18 protein-coding genes and 1 tRNA gene are annotated in these 18,869 nt (G+C 48.8%); 6 read left to right on the forward strand and 13 right to left on the reverse strand.

Annotation, left to right across the window (positions count from 1 at the left end; genetic code table 11):
• Positions 1-167 precede the first annotated feature (167 nt).
• The 3 genes from AB4124_RS01095 to AB4124_RS01105 form a co-directional block, all read right to left on the reverse strand.
• On the reverse strand, positions 168-1,331 hold the full coding sequence (locus AB4124_RS01095) for an MFS transporter (RefSeq protein ID WP_441970658.1): 1,164 nt from the start codon (positions 1,329-1,331) through the stop codon (positions 168-170).
• A gap of 71 nt (positions 1,332-1,402) precedes the next feature.
• Positions 1,403-1,981 (reverse strand): TetR/AcrR family transcriptional regulator, encoded by a 579-nt coding sequence (locus tag AB4124_RS01100; RefSeq protein ID WP_430105676.1) that lies wholly within the window; start codon positions 1,979-1,981, stop codon positions 1,403-1,405.
• A 32-nt stretch (positions 1,982-2,013) separates the two neighbouring features.
• Entirely contained in the window at positions 2,014-2,838 is an 825-nt protein-coding gene (locus tag AB4124_RS01105; RefSeq protein ID WP_441970660.1) for an SDR family NAD(P)-dependent oxidoreductase, read from the reverse strand.
• A gap of 177 nt (positions 2,839-3,015) precedes the next feature.
• On the opposite strand from AB4124_RS01105, the gene AB4124_RS01110 reads away from it, so the two are divergent.
• On the forward strand, positions 3,016-3,489 hold the full coding sequence (locus AB4124_RS01110; RefSeq protein ID WP_441970662.1) for a tyrosine-type recombinase/integrase: 474 nt from the start codon (positions 3,016-3,018) through the stop codon (positions 3,487-3,489).
• A gap of 2 nt (positions 3,490-3,491) precedes the next feature.
• Here AB4124_RS01110 and AB4124_RS01115 read toward each other — a convergent pair.
• Positions 3,492-3,578, reverse strand: a tRNA-Leu gene (locus tag AB4124_RS01115).
• A gap of 636 nt (positions 3,579-4,214) precedes the next feature.
• Between AB4124_RS01115 and AB4124_RS01120 the strand changes: the two genes are divergently transcribed.
• The gene (locus tag AB4124_RS01120; RefSeq protein ID WP_441970664.1) at positions 4,215-4,898 is read left to right on the forward strand and encodes a lysoplasmalogenase; all 684 of its coding nucleotides are present in this window, start codon (positions 4,215-4,217) and stop codon (positions 4,896-4,898) included.
• Positions 4,899-5,017: 119 nt separating this feature from the next.
• On the opposite strand, the gene AB4124_RS01125 is transcribed toward AB4124_RS01120, so the two are convergent.
• From AB4124_RS01125 to AB4124_RS01145, 5 genes are all read right to left on the reverse strand, one after another.
• Complete coding sequence (locus AB4124_RS01125; RefSeq protein WP_098748124.1) at positions 5,018-5,731, reverse strand: MgtC/SapB family protein; 714 nt, start codon at positions 5,729-5,731, stop codon at positions 5,018-5,020.
• 44 nt (positions 5,732-5,775) lie between these two features.
• The gene (locus tag AB4124_RS01130) at positions 5,776-6,381 is read right to left on the reverse strand and encodes a glycerol-3-phosphate responsive antiterminator (protein WP_076325856.1); all 606 of its coding nucleotides are present in this window, start codon (positions 6,379-6,381) and stop codon (positions 5,776-5,778) included.
• 67 nt (positions 6,382-6,448) lie between these two features.
• The gene (locus AB4124_RS01135; protein WP_441970667.1) at positions 6,449-7,261 is read right to left on the reverse strand and encodes an HAD-IIA family hydrolase; all 813 of its coding nucleotides are present in this window, start codon (positions 7,259-7,261) and stop codon (positions 6,449-6,451) included.
• Between the two features lie 335 nt (positions 7,262-7,596).
• Complete coding sequence (locus AB4124_RS01140) at positions 7,597-9,360, reverse strand: glycerol-3-phosphate dehydrogenase/oxidase (RefSeq protein ID WP_441970668.1); 1,764 nt, start codon at positions 9,358-9,360, stop codon at positions 7,597-7,599.
• Positions 9,361-9,558: 198 nt separating this feature from the next.
• On the reverse strand, positions 9,559-10,416 hold the full coding sequence (locus AB4124_RS01145; RefSeq protein ID WP_213643828.1) for an AraC family transcriptional regulator: 858 nt from the start codon (positions 10,414-10,416) through the stop codon (positions 9,559-9,561).
• A 126-nt stretch (positions 10,417-10,542) separates the two neighbouring features.
• Between AB4124_RS01145 and AB4124_RS01150 the strand changes: the two genes are divergently transcribed.
• The 3 genes from AB4124_RS01150 to AB4124_RS01160 are packed head-to-tail and all read left to right on the forward strand — an operon-like array spanning position 10,543 to position 13,402.
• Positions 10,543-11,601: a Gfo/Idh/MocA family protein gene (locus AB4124_RS01150; RefSeq protein WP_430105684.1), complete on the forward strand. Its 1,059-nt coding sequence runs from the start codon at positions 10,543-10,545 to the stop codon at positions 11,599-11,601.
• Entirely contained in the window at positions 11,598-12,455 is an 858-nt protein-coding gene (locus AB4124_RS01155) for a sugar phosphate isomerase/epimerase family protein (protein WP_441970670.1), read from the forward strand. The genes AB4124_RS01150 and AB4124_RS01155 overlap by 4 nt, the downstream gene beginning before the upstream one ends.
• A 50-nt stretch (positions 12,456-12,505) precedes the next feature.
• A complete protein-coding gene (locus AB4124_RS01160) occupies positions 12,506-13,402 on the forward strand; it encodes a sugar phosphate isomerase/epimerase family protein (protein WP_441970672.1) in 897 nt (298 codons plus the stop codon).
• 157 nt (positions 13,403-13,559) lie between these two features.
• Here AB4124_RS01160 and AB4124_RS01165 read toward each other — a convergent pair whose 3' ends face one another.
• Together AB4124_RS01165 and AB4124_RS01170 are read right to left on the reverse strand one after the other, a co-directional pair.
• Positions 13,560-14,591 (reverse strand): Gfo/Idh/MocA family protein, encoded by a 1,032-nt coding sequence (locus tag AB4124_RS01165; RefSeq protein WP_441970674.1) that lies wholly within the window; start codon positions 14,589-14,591, stop codon positions 13,560-13,562.
• A gap of 23 nt (positions 14,592-14,614) precedes the next feature.
• A complete protein-coding gene (locus AB4124_RS01170; protein WP_441970676.1) occupies positions 14,615-15,502 on the reverse strand; it encodes a sugar phosphate isomerase/epimerase family protein in 888 nt (295 codons plus the stop codon).
• A gap of 219 nt (positions 15,503-15,721) precedes the next feature.
• Here AB4124_RS01170 and AB4124_RS01175 point away from each other — a divergent pair, with 219 nt between their 5' ends.
• Positions 15,722-16,627 carry an AraC family transcriptional regulator gene (locus AB4124_RS01175; RefSeq protein ID WP_441970678.1) on the forward strand — a complete coding sequence of 302 codons (906 nt, stop codon included), beginning with the start codon at positions 15,722-15,724 and terminating at the stop codon, positions 16,625-16,627.
• On the opposite strand, the gene AB4124_RS01180 is transcribed toward AB4124_RS01175, so the two are convergent.
• Positions 16,613-17,818 carry an aminotransferase class I/II-fold pyridoxal phosphate-dependent enzyme gene (locus AB4124_RS01180; RefSeq protein WP_441970680.1) on the reverse strand — a complete coding sequence of 402 codons (1,206 nt, stop codon included), beginning with the start codon at positions 17,816-17,818 and terminating at the stop codon, positions 16,613-16,615. The genes AB4124_RS01175 and AB4124_RS01180 overlap by 15 nt on opposite strands.
• Before the next feature lie 6 nt (positions 17,819-17,824).
• Positions 17,825-18,742, reverse strand: coding sequence for a D-alanine--D-alanine ligase (locus AB4124_RS01185; RefSeq protein ID WP_441970682.1), 918 nt, complete (start codon positions 18,740-18,742; stop codon positions 17,825-17,827).
• Positions 18,743-18,869 lie beyond the last annotated feature (127 nt).

Consider the following 18,869-nt stretch of genomic DNA (forward strand, 5'->3'; position numbering starts at 1 on the left):
GATTGCATTCAGCTTAGCGTCTCCAAGTGCTTGGTAGGGGCCCTCCTGATTATAAAATTACACATAACGAGCTATCCTTTGCGCAATGGTTATGGAGAGTATCCAATGCTAATCGCATTTTACGAGAAATGTTGGAGCCGGAAAAAGAACCGGTTTATAAGGCTGCATTAGGCTTCTTTTAGTGGTTTACTTTTTAATGAAAACGAGTAATTTACGGCAAACATACCGATCACAATACTAATTGCTCCAATCCAGCCCAGATTCATGACTGATGTTTGGTTTACCACCCATCCGCCTGCACCGGCTCCAACAGCAATTCCAAGTTGAAGCACGGAATTGTTCAAGCTGAGCACCAAACCGGAGGAGTTCGGAGAAAGCGATACAAGATAGTACTGCTGTGCAGGCGTTGTCATATAGGCAGATCCTATCCAAATGGCAAGGATCATTATAGCCCCTATAAATGTTGTTCCCACCCAAGAAAGTGCCGCTAGCGACACAGCGTGGAGCAGCAGACTGACAAGCAGAGTCCGGTAAATCCCCCACCGGTCAGCGCCGTATCCCCCAATACGCGAACCTATTACAGCAAATACTCCGCATATGAATAGAGCTGCGCTGATCTGTGCCGTATTGAGGCTTGCAGCCTCCTGTAGAAAGGGGGAGATATAGGTAAATAGCAATTGATACCCTATGACCCAAAAAAACGTAATGAACAATCCGCTAATGATTCGGCGATCCCGCAATACCGCAAGCTGCGTTTTTAACGAAACCGATTCCTGACTTTCCATTTTGGGAACGGATGCAGCAATCCCGATGATTGAAAACAGGGCTAAAATATTGATAAACATAAAGACCAAACGCCATCCCCAATATTCTCCTATTAAAGTCCCAAGCGGAACGCCGACGACCAAGGCCGTGCTTGCACCCATGATAATGATGCCGATAGCACTGCCCCGCCTCTCCGGCGCTGCCATACTTGCGCCTACAGTCAAAGCGACTACTGTAAACACACCAGCACTCGCCGCCTGAACAATTCTGGAAGCCATGAGAATGGTGAAATTAGGGCTGAAGAAGGCAAGCAAATTACCGATGACGAAAACAAAAAAGGTAAGCAGAAGAAGTTTTTTCCTTTCCATCCTTGAAGTTAGCGATAGCAGTATGGGCGATCCAGCCGCAATGACAATGGCATAGACGGTCACCAATTGCCCGGCCATACCTACGGACACATTCGTATCCTGCGCAATCATTCCCAGAATACCCGCTACAACAATTTCGGCTGATGCCATGACAAATACGCAAAAGGCAAGTAAATAAAGGACCACGTTCTTGTTCATTTTCAATCACCCTTTATCCATCACATTATTGAACAATCATTAAATAATAAAGAAAAAAAAGGGACCGTCTTTCAATCGAATATCGAAAGAGTGACCCCAACGATGTCCTCCAGAACAGTCATATCCGTTACTGTCTTGGCGGTAACCATCAATCCCCCTTGCGCATTGTTCAAATATCGCGCAAGCGCCATAAGATCCTGATAGCGCTCATTGATTTCTCCCTGTTCCTTGGCTCGGGTCAATGCAAGGTAATAAGCGCGTTCAAGACGGATTCTTTCCTTTTCTATATAATCGGCAATCTCGGAGTCATGCGGTGCGAGTTCCACGCAAGTATTGTTTATGAAACATCCCCTCGTTCGATCCGAACGGACAAGACCTGCCAGCAATTCATGAAATACTTGAGTGATGGCTTCTTTTCCCGAAGGCGTATGTTCGAGCGTATGAACCACCGTACTTTGATTGACATAATGCTTGAGCGCCGCGAAGAACAAGTCGCGTTTGCCCCCGAAAGTATTGTAAAGACTTTGCGCCTTGATTCCCACATGATTCACCAATTCTTGCATGGACGCACCTTCATAACCATACTTCCAGAAATAATCCATAGCTTTGGAAAGAACCTCTGTCGTATCGAACTCTCTGGGTCTGGCCACTATATTTCCCTCCTCGTACAAACAACTTTAAGTCAATGTGACAGCAATTCCCGGGTGACGTCATAGAGCCGCTTCGCGGCGTCCTTGTCGAAGGACTTGTGCTCTACACTGATCCGCTTGCCCTCCACGAAAGCGCTCAGCGGCTCGGCCGGCGGAGCGTTGATAATAACGGCAATCGGTTCGATGCTCTCCTTCACCGGCTTCCCGAATTTCTTCATCGCCACGATGTGAGCCGCAGTCGGCTCATCGTACTCACCGGAGAAACTGGTAGACGTTGTGCCCGGGTGGAACAGAACGTATCGGGTTCGGCCCGCTCCGCGCTTGCCAGCGAAGGCGACACCGAGCAGGTCGTTCAACTTGCCGCCTTGCGTCAACGCCGTGCCTCCGTTGTAGCCCTGCTCTAGCCCGAGATCGTCCCACTGGATCACGGATATGTCGGCTCCAGGCCCGGCCACATTCATGATAATTGGGTTGTTGGCCTTCTCCAACAGCTCGACCAGACCGTGGCTGAGGAGAAAACGGCTCAGGTAGAACAACGCGAAATTGTCCTCGAACCCTTCCGCTGTTTCCAACCGTGTCGTACGATAGTGCCGCGCACACAATACGAGCGCGTCCACCACAGAGAATTTCGATTTGATCTCCTCGATAACCTTCTTGTTCTCGCTAACCAGGCTCAGGTCTGCTTGGATGAAAAAAAACCTCGCGCCAGCGTCAATTTCGTTGGCAGCTTCGATGAAGGCCCTTCCCTTCTCCTTATTACGGCCGATGACGATGATGTTATCCCCTCGGATTAGATAGGTAAGCGCGAGCGCCTTACCTATTCCGTCGGTTCCACCGGAAATCACAATATTCTTCACTTGGCACCTCCTTTACCAAGTAGCTTACCAGTTTTTTAATGAACATTCAATAATGATTTGAATAAAGCAATGGCTATGGTTACCAATATTCAAATCGCTGCCCCTACAAATGAAGTATGAGAGGAAGCCTACCCAAAGTAGGCCATATCACCATAAAAATCATTGTAGAGAAAGAGCGTGCAAAAAAACAAAGCAAGCTATCGTACTTTGCTTTTCGCACCTGTTTTCTTTGAACTGTTGCTTCGACTTTGGGAGGAACAGCAAAAAAGTCGTGCCTTATTCAAGGACTCGTACCAATACCAATATGAGGAATACATTTACGTAAACAAGCTGGGGGACCGAATCAAATCGGGGTATATCACTCAATATTTTCCAAATGTTCTCAAGAAGCACGGGCTTAGGCACCTTCGTTTCCACGATCTTCGCTATAGTTGTGCGAGCCTGTTACTTACAAATGGCGTGAGCCTGAAAGAAATTCAAGAATGGTTGGGGCATAGTCATTATTCGACGACGGCTAGCATTTATGCTCATCTTGACTACAGCTCAAAGATTTCGTCAACTCAAATCATGAGCAACACATTACAAATCCCAAGAATACAAAAAGCTCCTGAATTGTCGCAAGGACAAATCCAAGAGCTTGTTCATTGTTAAAGTGGTGCGGTCGAGAGGACTCGAACCTCCACGGGGGTTAGCCCACACGGACCTGAACCGTGCGCGTCTGCCAATTCCGCCACGACCGCATGTATGTAAGTCGGTATCGTGTTGATCACCGTATTTAAGATTATATTACGCCCAGAGTTAAAAAGCAAGCATTATTTTTGAAAAATGGTCGAAACCATACATCCCGCATGATTCCGACCATTCAAGGCAACATCAGATCGTCCATTGATCATGAATAATTCCGCATAATACCCATGTATTCCCTTCCTGCTGAAACACAAGGCGCAGGCTTTCCCAGTCCATGCCGGTATAATCAGGGATGAACCTCATCGAAATAATACTCGACGATGACTCCCCCTTTATACTGGCTGGTCGATTGTTCAACCTATTTCATTCGCTGTTGAATGGGTTGTAACCCACCCAAGGCGCAGCGGCAAAATCGCTTGTGTAAATAAATGACGATACGGTTCCGCTTTAAACCTCGGTTCACGCTCACTGGTTCCGAATACTCATCCTCCATGGTATGTTCCCCCTTATACTAAGATAACTAAGATATAAAATCACGAAATATATTTCCCGAGCAATATTCAGCAGATTTAATGTATTTCTATTGATGTTTTACATTCCTATTTCATGCGGACAGGAAAAGAGGAATCAGGACGCCGAGCGAAGAATTGTCTAAACATGGAAATCACATTCGTTGGGAGGATTCTCATTTGAAACGTTATGGGCTGCCATTGGTCATCCTGATCATGAGTCTGCTTTATATTTTCCTGATTCCATCCGAACCCCTAGCTGTCAAACTGCTGTTTAAGCTGGTTCCGATGTGGCTCATCATTCTGTTTGCTTATAGGCAATTTCCGCCCCATCGATCCAAAGTTCACTATCTCCTGTTAACCGGGCTGTTCTTCTGCATGATCGGGGATGGAACATTGATCTGGTTTGTGGTCGGTCTCACCGCCTTTCTGATTGGACATCTGTTCTATACGGCCGGCTTCCTGGGTCAATGGCGCTATACGCTTTTGCGTCTCCTCAGCATCGTTCCGGTTGCAGTCTATTCCGTATGGATGGGCAATGAATTGGTGACTTCTATCAAGACAAACGGTGACCAAGCTTTGATTATTCCGGTTATTGCCTATATCACGGTTATTTCGCTGATGCTCTGGTCGGCGATGATGACCGGAAACCGATGGGCGATGATCGGGAGCCTGCTGTTTGTGATCTCGGACTCCATCCTGTCCTGGAACATGTTTGTTGCTGATATCCGCTATTCGGACGTGTGGATTATGACGACCTATTACGCCGCCCAATTTCTCATAGCTCGAAGCATCGCGGCTTTTGATAACCCTAACGCGCAATACACAAACACCGCTGCACTGAACACCTCCATGTTCAAATAGAACGCAGTAAAGCTGAGCCCGGGTCCACCTTGCACCCGGGCTCAGCCCTGTTCATCATTCTGCCATTCAAATGATCTGACCATCGTCCATTCGAACATAAAATAAATCCAATAAGGCCCTTAATCCCGCCAGTTCATGCGAACCTGCTTAATCCCCTCTACCTGCCACAATTGCTCGAACAATCCGTTAATTCCCTTGCTGTTAAAAGAATAGACCCGGAATTCCATCGTCACCTTGGTCGAATCGTCTTCCGTCGTGTCATTATTCACGATCATGCCTTCCACCGTCATATTTGCCTTTTGCAGCAATTCCGTAATGGTACTTACATGAACTGGACGATCTCCAGCCTCAATGATGATCTTCAAACTGCCTGACTTTTTGATAAAGAGAAATTTTGATTCCAATTTATTCAACACCAGCGTGCTGACGAGAACGATCGCCGTCGTTATGATCGCGGGCCAGTAAAATCCGGAACCGACACTTAAACCGATAGCCGCTGCTACCCATAGGGTTGCCGCCGTGGTAAGACCTGAAATGATATGATTGGAACGCCGCAATATTGCCCCGGCACCAAGGAAACCGATACCGCTTACAACTTGTGCCGCCAGCCGGGCAGGATCAACCCTCGCATTAGGATGATTGATCAGTGCAGAATCAAAACCGTAAATGGAAGTCAGCATAATCAGTGTTGATCCGACAGCCACCAAGAGATGGGTTTTTAAACCGGCCTGCTTGTTTCTGCGTTCCCGCTCCCAACCGATTAAACCGCCAAGCAATGCAGCCAATAGCAGCCGCATCAGCATGGTCTCCGTATCCAGTTGAAACACATCCATTCCCTAATCTCCACCCATCTTTGTCATTTACGGAGGCTCTTTCGCTATACCATATGTTCATCCTGCCAGCGCCATAGCTCTTTGCTGGAGGTGGATATGCCAATTACACCGCTCTTCAAAGCTGTATCAAAATCCTCCAGATCGATCATGAGTCCTCCTGCGATGACGGGCACGTCCACCTCTGCACGAATCCGTTCCATAATCCGCTGACACACCATGCCCGGCAGCACTTCAATGGCATCCGGATTGGAGGCCTTAATCATCTTGATCCCGTTGTCCAGGGAAACAGAATCGAATACAAACAGTCGCTGAACCGTTAACAAGCCCAGTTTCTTCGCTTCAACAATCGCGGTGTTTTTTGTCGTAACAATACCATCGATGCCAACCTTTTCTGCTAAATACTTAACCCCCGTCTTGTCTTTGCCGATCCCTTCAATCAGATCAAAATGCACAAACGAGAGCTTGCCCGCCTCCCGAATCTGCTCAACAATCGATTCGATGATAAAAATATCGGTCTTAAGAATAAACACGATATTCGATTCGGTTGCTAGTACATTGGGGAGTTCATCGGCATTCATTAATGAAGTAATAATGGGCTTACGCTTCAAGCAATACGAAATTCGTTGTGCACCTTCAACACTGGTTTTCATGTCTTCACCTCGTTGCCGCAGCAGCATCTCCAATTCTCCCGTTGCCCCGGCTTATTTTTGTAAATACTCATGACTTGGCTTCGTCTGCCTGCTTCACGGCAGTACCGCTGAGATAAATATCGTAGACGGAATTCAGTACATAGGTGGGCTTCACGCTGCTGTTCATCAGATCGTCCCTGGTTGATACGCCTGTCAGCACCATTGCCGTACTCATCCCTGCCTGATTTCCCATCTTGATATCCGTCTCCAGCCGATCCCCTGACATCAGACAATCTTCAGCCTGCACTCCCAAAATATCAAGAGCCGTCAATGCCGTCAAGACGGAGGGTTTGCCCATGACGGTCGTGATTGTTATACCGGCAGTGCCTTCGATAGCACCGATCATACCGCCGCAATCCGGCACATCGCCGCCAGGCATTGGACATGTTCGATCCGGGTGGGTGGCAATCACTTCAGCGCCCCGTTTAATCGCCTGATATGCAAAATCCAGATGACGGTAGTGAAAATCCCGATCCCAAGATACAACCACAACATCGGTTTCCTCCGGCGATGAGGCGAATCGTATTCCATTGTCCAACAGCTCATTCTTCAATATATCTTCGCCAATGATATACACGTTTGCGCCCGGATGATGTTTTTGAAGATAATGAATCGTAACGAGTGCAGGATTCAATATATTATTCAGTTCAACTTGAATGCCAAGCTTCCTTAATTTCTTCAAATAGTTTTCCCTGGAATCTATCGTTTTGTTGGTCAAAAACAATAGCCTCTTACCTAGTCCCTGCAAATAATGAATGGTCTCCACCGCACCATCAATGGCCTCAGCCCCAAGATAAATCGTGCCGTCCAGATCAAAAATATACCCTGAATAATGATCCATAATTTCGTTCTCCTCTGCATGTTCAATCTGTAATTTCGCCCGTAAACGTAAATTGGACATGTTCTGGCCAGATCAGTTCTGTTATGGACCCACAGTCCCCATCCGTAAAGTATACATATGACAACGTCATGCCCTTTAGTCCTTGGACAAGCGGTTCCACGCGGATACAAAAAAATGAGAAGCACTTTGCATTGAAAAAGCCTTCATTCATGACAAATGAAAGATTCTCGTTATGCAAAGGGCTTCTCATCATCTCTGCCCAGCTCTATAACTTTATATGGTTATACTACATCCACATTTTACATTTGACAAGATGCTCCTGATAAATAAGATTCCTATCGATTCATCGCTGAAACGGCAGACGAATGCTCGGCTTCCTCGTCGGAGCGCGGTCCTGTGACGCCTTCCCGATCCGGCAGATCCGTAAACCGTTCCATCCTGCTGTCTTCCACCATTCCCCATGCCAATTGCAATTGATCCTGCAGCAGCTCCCATTGCCTGTTGACTTCCACATGATTCCATTCTAAATATTCACGCATTATTCTCATCACGGAAGCAAGGGTTCGCTCGGTTTTTTGCCGGTCGAATAATATCCAGCCTGTTCTTCTTAATAGAAAATCCACTGCGGTCATCGTCATCTCATATTCGATGGAATACTCGATTTCCGCGCGTAACAATCGATGCTCGACCGTGTCTGCTTCCTGCGAAGAAGCACCGATCCGGTTCATCAGTTCCATCGTATTGGAGCCGTACCTGTTCATGAGGCTCACAATGTCTTCGGGTCTGATGCCGAGGGATTCACCCTGCTTGATTAACTTCTTCTGAACCTCCTCATAGGTGAGGCCATTCAGGTCGCCACCGCTGATGGGAACACGATCCGTCGTACAAGGAGGATAGATGGTGCCATCGCCGTCTTGAAGCTGTCTGGCTGCAAGATTCACGACCTTTTCAGCCATTTTCCGAAATCCGGTCAGCTTTCCGCCTGCAATGGTGATCAATCCGGAATCGGATATAAACATCTCATCTTTCCTTGATATTTCCGAAGGATCCTTTCCTTCCTCGCGGACGAGTGGCCGTAACCCCGACCATCCGGATTCAATATCGTTCAGCTTCAGCCTTGATTCCGGAAAAGCATGATTCACCGCATCGATAAGATACCGCCGATCCTCCTCGGTAATACCGGGCGTCTCAATCGTACCCTCATAAAGGGTATCGGTCGTTCCGATGTAGGTCTTGCCCTCTCTTGGAATGACAAAAATCATTCTCCCACCCGGCACATCGAAATAAGCAGCCTGGCGTATGGGAAGCTTGGCATGATCCACCACCAGGTGAACGCCTTTCGTTAAGAGCAGCCGCTTTCCCTTGAGCGAATTATCCTTGAGCCTGACCTGATCCACCCATGGCCCGGCCGCATTGATGATTTTTTTGGCGCATATCGTATAGGTCTTATCACTCACTTGGTCTTCTACGTGAACTCCTACTACTTTTCCTCCTCGATACATGAATTCCTGGACTTTGGCATAATTCGCGATAAGAGCTCCTTTGGCCCTTGCAGACTTCATCACTTCAACCGTTAATCGCGCATCATCGGTTCGGTATTCATAATAATAACCGGAACCTTTTAATCCCTCCTTTCGAAAGAGCGGTTCAAGGGTCAGGGTACTCTGGCGCCGGAACATCTTTCGCCGTTCACTTCGTTTGACCCTTGCCAACCAGTCGTACAGATACAACCCGATCGCGCTGGCAAGATAACCATAAGTACCCTTTTTATAAATAGGGAGCAGCATGGGAATGGGCTCCACCAGATGCGGGGCGCTCCGGTGAAGCAGTGCCCGTTCAGAACCTACCTCGCGTACCAAGCCGATCTCTCCTTGCTTCAAATACCGAAGACCGCCATGAATCAGCTTCGTTGATCTGCAACTCGTTCCCGAAGCAAAATCATTCATTTCCACCAATCCGACGCTCATCCCTCTACAGCTGGCGTCCCAAGCAATTCCCGCACCCGTGATACCGCCGCCAATCACCAGCACATCCAGCTTTTTGGCCGACATGTCCTGCAAATATTGGGTCCGCATCTTGGCGGATAAGCTTGTGTACACCTGACATTCTCCTCTCTGAATTTAAAATTCAAAAAAGAACCGCCTCTGCTAAGAATACATACCGAATACAGTACGCATTTAAGCAAAAGGGTTCTCCGTTATCTCCGCCACTTTATGCAATAAATATGATTATTCATTATAGGTTGCTTTTATACTTATGTCTACATGGAGCCCATTCAGAACCGTTAAAGCCGATTCTCACTTTTTTCGTAAAGCCGATGGAGCCATACTTTTATATTCCTTGAAGGTTCGACTGAAATAATAAATATCATTAAATCCGGTTGCAGCCGCGATTTCGGACACCGTAAGCGGACTTTCCCGAAGGAGATAATCCGCCCGGTTGAGCCTCGTCTCATTCACATACTCTGTCACGGTCCGACCGCTGATCTCCTTGAACAAGCGGCTGAAATGAAAACGGCTGAGACCAGCCATGCTTGATAGGAACTCCACTGACAAATCCTCCCGGTAATGCTCCTCGATATACTTGAATATCGGGGCAAAGCGCTCTACATTCTTCATCCGCCGGGCGTATTCATCCAGTGTAAGGACCGTCGCTACATAACCTCGTACAAGCAGCGTAAGCAGCCGATACAGCTCTGATTTGACCGCCAGCTCATAACCGAATTCCCGCTGTTCCAGCTCATGAATGATGGACAACATGGAGGCTAGCGCATCATCCCCGCTAATTCGATTCTCGAAGATTAGCCGGTTCTGGGTGATGGGTGTGATGAATTTCATCTCGGTTGCATCCAGCGAATGGCTCTGAAGCAGCGAAAAGTCCGCGATTAACGCATAATAAAACAAATGATCCGATAGGCTAAGGCCGTAATGCAGCTCATTCCGGTTAATGACGATCATATCGCCTTCTTTGACCGTGAAGGTGGACGAGCCGCACTCCAGACTCGCTTCCCCAGATACAATATATAGAATTTCAAGATGTTCATGCCAATGATGGTTAAACAAAACCTGTCCCCGGCCGTCAAACTCGCAACGATGGACCTTAATCGGAAACTGAGGATCCGGCATTGTCATCGGTTCTTGAAGTGTTTTGTCCAATGTTCTGATCTCCTTCCAGTAAGACAGCACAATTGTACAAACAAACAGCACGGTTTATCATGGTGTCTTCCTCTAAAAGCATTATAATACGAAAGTGTAATGCAGTAAATTCAGAGGAGTGAACTCATGAAATCTATTAATATTGGCGTCATTGGCACGGGATCGATCTCTGCTATGCATTTGCAATCCTATCAAAAACATGCGAACGCGAATTTGCTCGCCGTGTGCGATTTAAATGAAGAAAGAGCACAGCGTGCAGCTGAACAATACGGTGCTACCAAAGTCTACACCGATTATAACGAACTTCTGGCTGATCCGGAAATCGATGCTGTAAGCATCTGTACCTGGAACAATACACATGCCGAAATCAGTATTGCGGCACTGAATGCGGGCAAACACGTTCTGGTTGAAAAACCTCTCTGCCGTACCGTTGAGGAAGCGCTTCAAGTTCAAGAAGCCGTTAAATCTTCCGGCAAGCTGCTTCAGGTCGGCTTCGTAAGACGTTACGATCCTAACGCTCAAATGCTCCGCGAGTTTGCAGACAAGGGTGAATTCGGGGAAATCTATTTCGCGAAGGCTTCCTCCGTTCGCCGCCTCGGCAATCCAGGCGGCTGGTTCTCTGACATTGAGCGTTCCGGCGGCGGACCTCTCATCGATATCGGCGTGCATGTCATTGATCTGTGCTGGTACATGATGGGTCGCCCTAAACCAGTTTCTGTCAGCGCCAATACATACCGGAAGCTGGGCAATCGCTCTAACGTTCGCAACCTCTCCTTCTACAAAGCGGCTGACTATGACGCGGAGAAGAACACGGTTGAGGATATGGCGAATGCGATGATCCGTTTTGAAAACGGCGCCTCTATACTGGTGGACGTCAGCTTCACGCTGCACGCTAAGGAAAATCTGCAATCCGTTAAATTATATGGAGACAAGGGCGGCTTTGAGATTGATCCTGAAGTGGTCATCGTCACGGAGAAACACGATACCATTATCAACATTCAGCCTCAGACAGACAGCACAGGATTCGCGTTCGACGCGGCTTTCCAAAGCGAAGTCGATCATTTCATTTCCAGCATCGAGAACGGCACATCACCTCTCAGCCCAGTAGAAGACGGCGTTGAGATCATGAAGATTCTATGCGGGATCTATGAATCCGCCGAAAAAGGGGTTGAAGTTCTACTATGAAACTTGGAATAAGCTCGTACAGCCTGTACCAGGCCATGAACAAAGGCGAAATGACCATTACCGATGTCATCGACTACGTTGCAGAAATCGGTGGAGAGCATATCGAGATCGTTCCGCTCGGCTTTAACCTGAAGGAAGCACCGGAGTTGATCGATACAATTAAATCCCATGCCGCTTCCAAAGGGCTTGAAATTTCCAACTATGCCATCGGCGCCAATTTTGCGGAATTGGATGACGCTGCATATGAAGCGGAGATTGAACGAGTTAAAGGTGAAGTGGACATTGCAGCCGCACTTGGCGTTAAGCTGATGCGTCATGACGTAGCCTCTTCCAAAGACTTGTCCATCACGCATTTCCTGGAGGAGCTTCCCCGCCTCGCCAATGCATGCCGGATCATTGCCGATTATGCGGCTGAACGTGGCATTACGACAAGCGTGGAGAACCATGGCTATTTCATTCAACATAGCGACCGTGTAAAAGCGCTGGTTCAGACCGTGAATCACCCTAACTTCAAAACAACCCTGGATATCGGAAACTTCCTCTGTGCAGATGAGGTGTCCACTGTGGCTGTGGCGAACAACATCGGCTTGGCCTCGATGGTTCACTTTAAGGACTTCTATTATCGCCCGGCTCACCGCGCACCTGGATCCGGTTGGTTTAATACCTCCAGCGGCAACTGGCTGCGTGGCGCGATTGTCGGCCAAGGCGATATCGATATGCCGGAAGTCGTTCGCATCGTGAAGGAATCCGGTTATGACGGCTACATCTCGATTGAATTCGAGGGGCTGGAAGATTGCCGCACGGGAGCTAAGTTTGGATTGGAATATGTCCGTAAAGCCTGGAATGAAGTTTAAGTTAGACGGTCGATGGATGAACACAAGGATGATACAAGGGGGATATTAGGATGTCGAAGCCTATCATGCCTAACAAAATTGGCGTTATTGTTGACAGCTTTCGAGTTGGAGTAAGAGACGGCCTTCTTAAAGCCCGGGATGTCGGAGCAGACGGCGTTCAGATCTATGCCGTTCATGGCGAAATGGATCCGCCCAACCTCTCTGCTTCGGCCCGTAAAGAATTGAAGGATTACATCGATTCACTGGGACTTGAAATCTCCGCTCTCGTTGGTGACCTTGGCGGACACGGTTTCCAGGACCCTGCCGAAAATGCGGCTAAAATCGAGAAATCCAAACGAATCATGGAGCTCGGCTTGGAGCTGGGAACCAATATCATCACCACGCATATCGGTATCGTGCCGCAAGATCATAACAGCCGCGTATATGAAACGATGCATAAAGCTTGTCTGGAGCTTAGCACATTCGCGAAGTCGATGGACGCCTTCTTTGCCATCGAGACAGGTCCGGAGCCTTCTGCTCATTTGAAATCATTCCTGGATGGTCTCGGTTCCAACGGTGTGTCCGTTAACTTTGATCCTGCCAATATGGTCATGGTCACTGGAGACGATCCGGTACAGGGTGTGTACAATCTGAAGGATTATATCGTTCATACACACGCGAAGGACGGAATCAAGCTGGCTGACTATATCGATCCTCGCGATGTATACGGTGATTTCGGATACGAAGCACCTGCGCTTGACCATGACAAAATTGCCGATATGGCCGAATCCGGCGAGAAGTTTCGTGAGGTACCTCTTGGAGAAGGTGGCGTTAACTGGAATGCTTACTTGCAAGCTCTCAAGGATATTGGCTATACGGGGTATCTGACAATCGAACGTGAAGTGAAAGCCAATCCGGAAGCGGATATCAAGCTCGCCGTGGACTTCTTGAAAACATTCAGAGCTTAACATTTACACGATTATTTAGTGTTCTTGCTGTGGGATGTCAGGCGCTATTGCTTTGGTCGTCTGCAATGAGCTCATTAACCAAATAACTAAACAAGGCCAATCAGGTTGTTCCCTGATTGGCCTTGTTTATATTTGTTCTACCCTATAGTAAGTAAAATTAGGATACTACCTGTTTCCCAGATACCGTCTCCAAAGCGCCGTTCGCTCTCGCGGAACGAATCTCGGCTTCAATAATTTCCAGCGATCCGGCAGCGCTTTCTGGTGTACATACCGTTACCGGCTTTCCTTGCGCAACATGGTCAATGAAATACCGGAGTTCACGGTAATAGCCGGAATCCTCGGACAGCTCAGCCGTAAAGCCTGGAGCGTTTTCAGGGTACACCGTCAGTTTATTATTCTCAAACACCAGCGTAGCCTCTTCCAGATTTACCCGATATCCCATATAAAAACCGTGCTCGCCATGCAGTGTCCAATCCGCATGCGCGTTAATCACTTTGCCATCCGGGAAACTGTAGTGGGTGGATACGATATCGTACGAGCTTCCTTTAATAATCGTTTTGGCAAATGTCGATACCCGCTCCGGTTTGCCCATAAGATAGTGGATCATATCCACGTCATGCACATGCATGTCCGTAATGCAGCCACCACTCTTGTCTCCTTCCAGGAACCAGCCTTTAGGCGGCTCCGATCCCCGGAAGAATTCGCCTGCAACGATGCTTCCATAACGGCCGTCCTCCACACATTCTTTCAAATATTCATAGGCTGGCCAGAAACGCAGGCATTGTCCGATCATGAGCGTTTTTCCTGTGCGCTCCGCTGTTTTCACCATGCGCCAGGCTTCCTCCGAGCTGCCTGCGACAGGTTTCTCGCACATGACGTGAATGCCCTTCTCCAGCAGCATGCAGGACATGTCCGCATGCAAATATGTCGGCAGGCATACATCCACTATATCCAGCTCTTCATTCTCCAGCATTTTGTCCACATGGTCATAAAGATGATAGGGCTCCAGGTCGTATACATCCCGCTCGGTCGCCATATTGCCGTTGGCTTTGCTGTCCTTAAGCTCATCAATACGCAGATCGCAAATCGCCACCAGTTGGATGTCCGCACCCTCTTCGGCTAGTCGAACATAATTATCGAAATGCATGCGCCCCATGAAACCAAATCCCAATATTCCGATTTTCAGCATTCTCTTTCCCTCCGTATCCCTTATTATGATTGGCCTTGATGCTGGCGTGCATCCGGCTTGCGCAAAGATGGCGTACGTCCAAGAATCGCATCCATTGCATTGGATGTATTAAATATGATCTGCTCCGAATAGTGGGTATACGCCGGGATCATCTCTGCCGTGACATAGTTGTCATAGCCGATCAAGCGCAGCGCTTCAACAACGGCCGGATAATTAACGTCCCCTGCCAACAGGTCAACAAAACCGTGCAATCCGCCTGCCTGTCTGCGGTAATCTTTGAAATGGACTTTTTTGATCCGCTCACCCAAAATCCGAATCCAGTGCTCCGGATAACCGTTATGCACAACATTACCTACGTCGAAATAGGAGCCGACATATTCGGAACCGATCTCATCAATGAAGGTCCGCAACTCCAGCGGTGACAGCAGGAATTTATTCCATACATTCTCGAGTGCGATGGCCACGCCGGCGCTTTCCGCGTAAGGAACCAGCTTACGAATGGATTCTTGAGCCCGCTCGTAGGCATATTCGTAGTCAATGACTGCTGAACCGGGAACGAAATCGACCCCGACCGCCCCTGGGATCACAAGTATGGCATCCACTCCAAAAGCGGACGCGAGTTCCAACTGCTTCTTGCAAATATCCATGGCCTTCTCACGGACAGCCGGGTCATCACTTGTCATCGGGTATTCCCAATACAAACCTGTTGCCAAACCCGCGATATCCAGGTCCGCTTCTTTCAGCTGTGCCGCTATGGCCTGTACTTCCTTATCGCCAGCCTGAAGTCCGAGCTCCCCTGTTTGGTTTAATGACAATTCGATTCCTTCAAACCCTGCTTCTTTTGCCAATCGGATGCAGTCGGAGATGGAAGCATCTCCCGGGAACGACCAGATATTAATCCCTTTCTTCATCGTGAATCCCTCCTAAAATCAATAGGTTGATGTTGTAACACTCGTTTTCTGAAACACATCATTTGACTTTTTCCGTCAAGTTGTAAATAAACCATTCGGATGTAATAATACTTATATAATAAATAAATATTCCGTCAAATGATTTAGATAGAAAAGTGATTATTTGGACAATTCCGTTCTATTTATCATCTCTTAATAACATTGTGGAGTGAGTTTACAATGGCCGATATGGACCTCAATTTTCCGATAAAACGCGAAGCGCCTTTTCGCGAATGGTCACCCTGCATTCACTATGCGCAGTTTCAACGCATGGCGACGGGATCACTCCCGCAGCGCAGGTTATACGATTTTGAACTGCTCTATGTATACCAAGGGGAAGCTGCCACCACGATGTACGGGAACCGCTATCACATCGAAGCTGGTCAGCTGATCTTCCTGCCGTCAGGTGTTTACCATCAGAATGAGGTGGTTTCCCATCCTGACGCGCGGTTTCTGGGGATTCATTTTGATTTCTTTGATGAGCTGGACATACAGACCGAAGCGGATATGATCGTGAATGAAGCCGTGCTGGATACGGATAAATTCGCGCATGAAGCGGTGTCCTCGGCTTTTCCCCCACTCTCTTCCCGTGTCATCTACACGCCCCCATTGCCTTGCGTTCAGATGATGGAACGAATCGTGGAGGAATTCACCCTGCGTCCAGCCGGCTATGAGCTTGCCTGCAAAGGGCTGATGCTGGATGTGCTGGTTCAGCTGCTACGGACGCATCCTTCCCAAGCCTTGACGGAAACGTCACCGCACGATGCCAAACTGATTGAACTGATGTCTCAAATCGAAAAAGCTCCAGCCAAAGACTGGAGCAACAAAGTGATTGCGGAGCATTTGATGTTAAGCCCGGATCATACCGCCAAATTGTTTAAACGCTTTGCCGGAATGCCGCCAAGTGAATTCGTGCAAACCGTTCGTCATCGCGAAGCGCGCCGGCTTCTCCGGGAATCCGACATCTCGATCGAGATGGTTGGCGAAGGGGTCGGATACCCGGACATTCATTATTTTAGCCGAATCTTCCGCAGACTGGAGGGAATTACCGCTACCGATTACCGTAAACTCTCAAGAATTCTGTAAGGTGGGCAGACCATGGTCAGCACTTGCATGCGTTCGAAGCCAGCGCTCCATTCGATCGAGTGCTTCGCTCAATTGATCGGACGAAGTTGCATACGAGCAGCGGATAAAGCCTTCGCCCCCGGCACCGAACACATGACCGGGTACAACGGCGACTTTTGCCTCCCGAAGCAATCGCTCCGCAAACTGCTGCGAGCCCAGACCCGTTCCGGTTATGCTGGGGAACGCGTAGAAAGCACCCTGAGGATCGCGGCAGCCTAGGCCGATATCGGTCAGACCTTGCACAAACATCCTTCTGCGTTCATCATAAGCCTGCTTCATCACGTCCCGATCCCCGAGTCCATTCCTTAAACATTCGAGAGCCGCAATCTGCCCCATGATGGGTGCACAGAGCGCAGTATACTGATGAATCTTGACCATAGCGCTCACCAAGTGGGAATCGCCGCAGAGGTAACCTACCCGCCAGCCCGTCATGGCAAAGGCTTTGGAAAATCCACCGATGACGATGGTGCGCTCCCGCATCCGAGGCAGCGAAGCAATACTGGTATGCGTGCGGCCATAGGTAAGCTCGGCATACATCTCGTCTGAAATCACCACCAAATTGTGCGTAACCGCAAGGTGCGCAATCGGAAGCCAATCCTCATAGGTCATCACGGCGCCTGTCGGATTGCTTGGAAAGTTAACAACGATCGCTTTCGTCCGAGGGGTAATCGCCTTCTGCAGCGCATCCGCAGTCAATTTGAAGTTATGCTCTGCTGAGAGCTCCAGTTCAACGACAGTTCCTCCGTTCAATTGCACAAGAGGAGCATAAGCGACATATCCCGGCACGGGAATAATAATTTCATCTCCCGGCGAAATGAGCGCCCGCAGCGTAAGATCAATCGCTTCGCTGCCGCCAACCGTGACCAGTATCTCTCTCGTCGGTTCGTATTGCAGCTGGAATTCAGTAACCAGATATTCCGCAACCCCTTCCCTTAGCTCCATTAGCCCTTCATTCGGCGTATACATCGTGCGGCCATGCTCCAGAGCTCGTTTGCAGGCCTCAATCGCACACGAGGGCGTCACAAAATCCGGTTCCCCCACGCCGAGAGAAATGACATCATCATCCGCTTCCGCCGCATTAAAAAATTGCCGGATGCCGGAAGGCGGCATGACTTGCACCGTTGATGTTAGAAAGCTGCTCGTTGTATTCATATGCCTCTACTCCTTGCCTTCGCTTTTTCGTTCCAATAATGAAGTTTCAATGATGGCATCCAAAAGCCCGCTGAACGAATAGCCCGCCGCTTCCGCGCTTCTTGGCAGCAAACTGTTCTTCGTTAAACCCGGAAGCGTGTTGACCTCTAAAATATAAGGAGTCTCTTCCTTCAGGATGATATCGATCCGGGCATACACACTGCACTTCAGCGCCTTATAGCATTGAAGCGCAGCTGCGCGCACCCGCTGCTGAAGTTCGGCAGGAAGCTCAATCACTTGCTCATCCGCTTCGCCTTCTTCGTATTTGGATGTATAATCGAAAAACTCGGAGTTCGGCTTGATGGACACAATCGGGAGCATCTCGCCGTTCAAGACCGGGCAAGTGATCTCTTCTCCCTTGATCATTTGCTCGATCATCACCGAGCGGTCCCACCGCAATGCCTCTTCGACGGCAGAAGCAAGGGCTGCCGAATCACGCACGATCCGAGTGCCCACGCTGGACCCGCCTGCATTCGGCTTCACCACGACAGGAAATCCGAGTCCCTCCACGTCAGCGGCGGCCAACTCCTCCATACTGCTGACCATGATCCAATCGGCTGTAATCAATCCCTCGTACCGCAGCAGCTTCTTGCTCAGGTCTTTATCCATGCAAACGCTGCTGGAGAGAACGCCGCTGCCTGTATACGGAATGCCCAGGGAGTCGAGTGTGCCTTGCACCGTCCCGTCTTCCCCGTATTGCCCGTGCAGGGCGAGCAAAGCAATATCGATGCCTTTCGTTTTGCTGATCAGCTCGCGTTTATTGTTAATCTCGATCGGATAAACCTCGTAGCGGCTTTTATCCAGATGAGCGATCATCTCTTTGCCAGTCATTAGCGAAACTTCACGCTCGGATGATACGCCTCCCATGATGACGCCAACCTTCATGATGTAGACCTCCTAAAAGTTTTGTGACACCTCTCCGCATGCTCCGCCTTCACCGTTGAAGTCAAAAGTTCTTTTTCTCAGACCAACTTCCTTGCAAGCTGATCATCACTACGCATGCGGATTATTC

This window comes from Paenibacillus sp. 2KB_20 (genome assembly GCF_052115765.1).
Lineage (GTDB): Bacteria > Bacillota > Bacilli > Paenibacillales > Paenibacillaceae > Paenibacillus_AQ.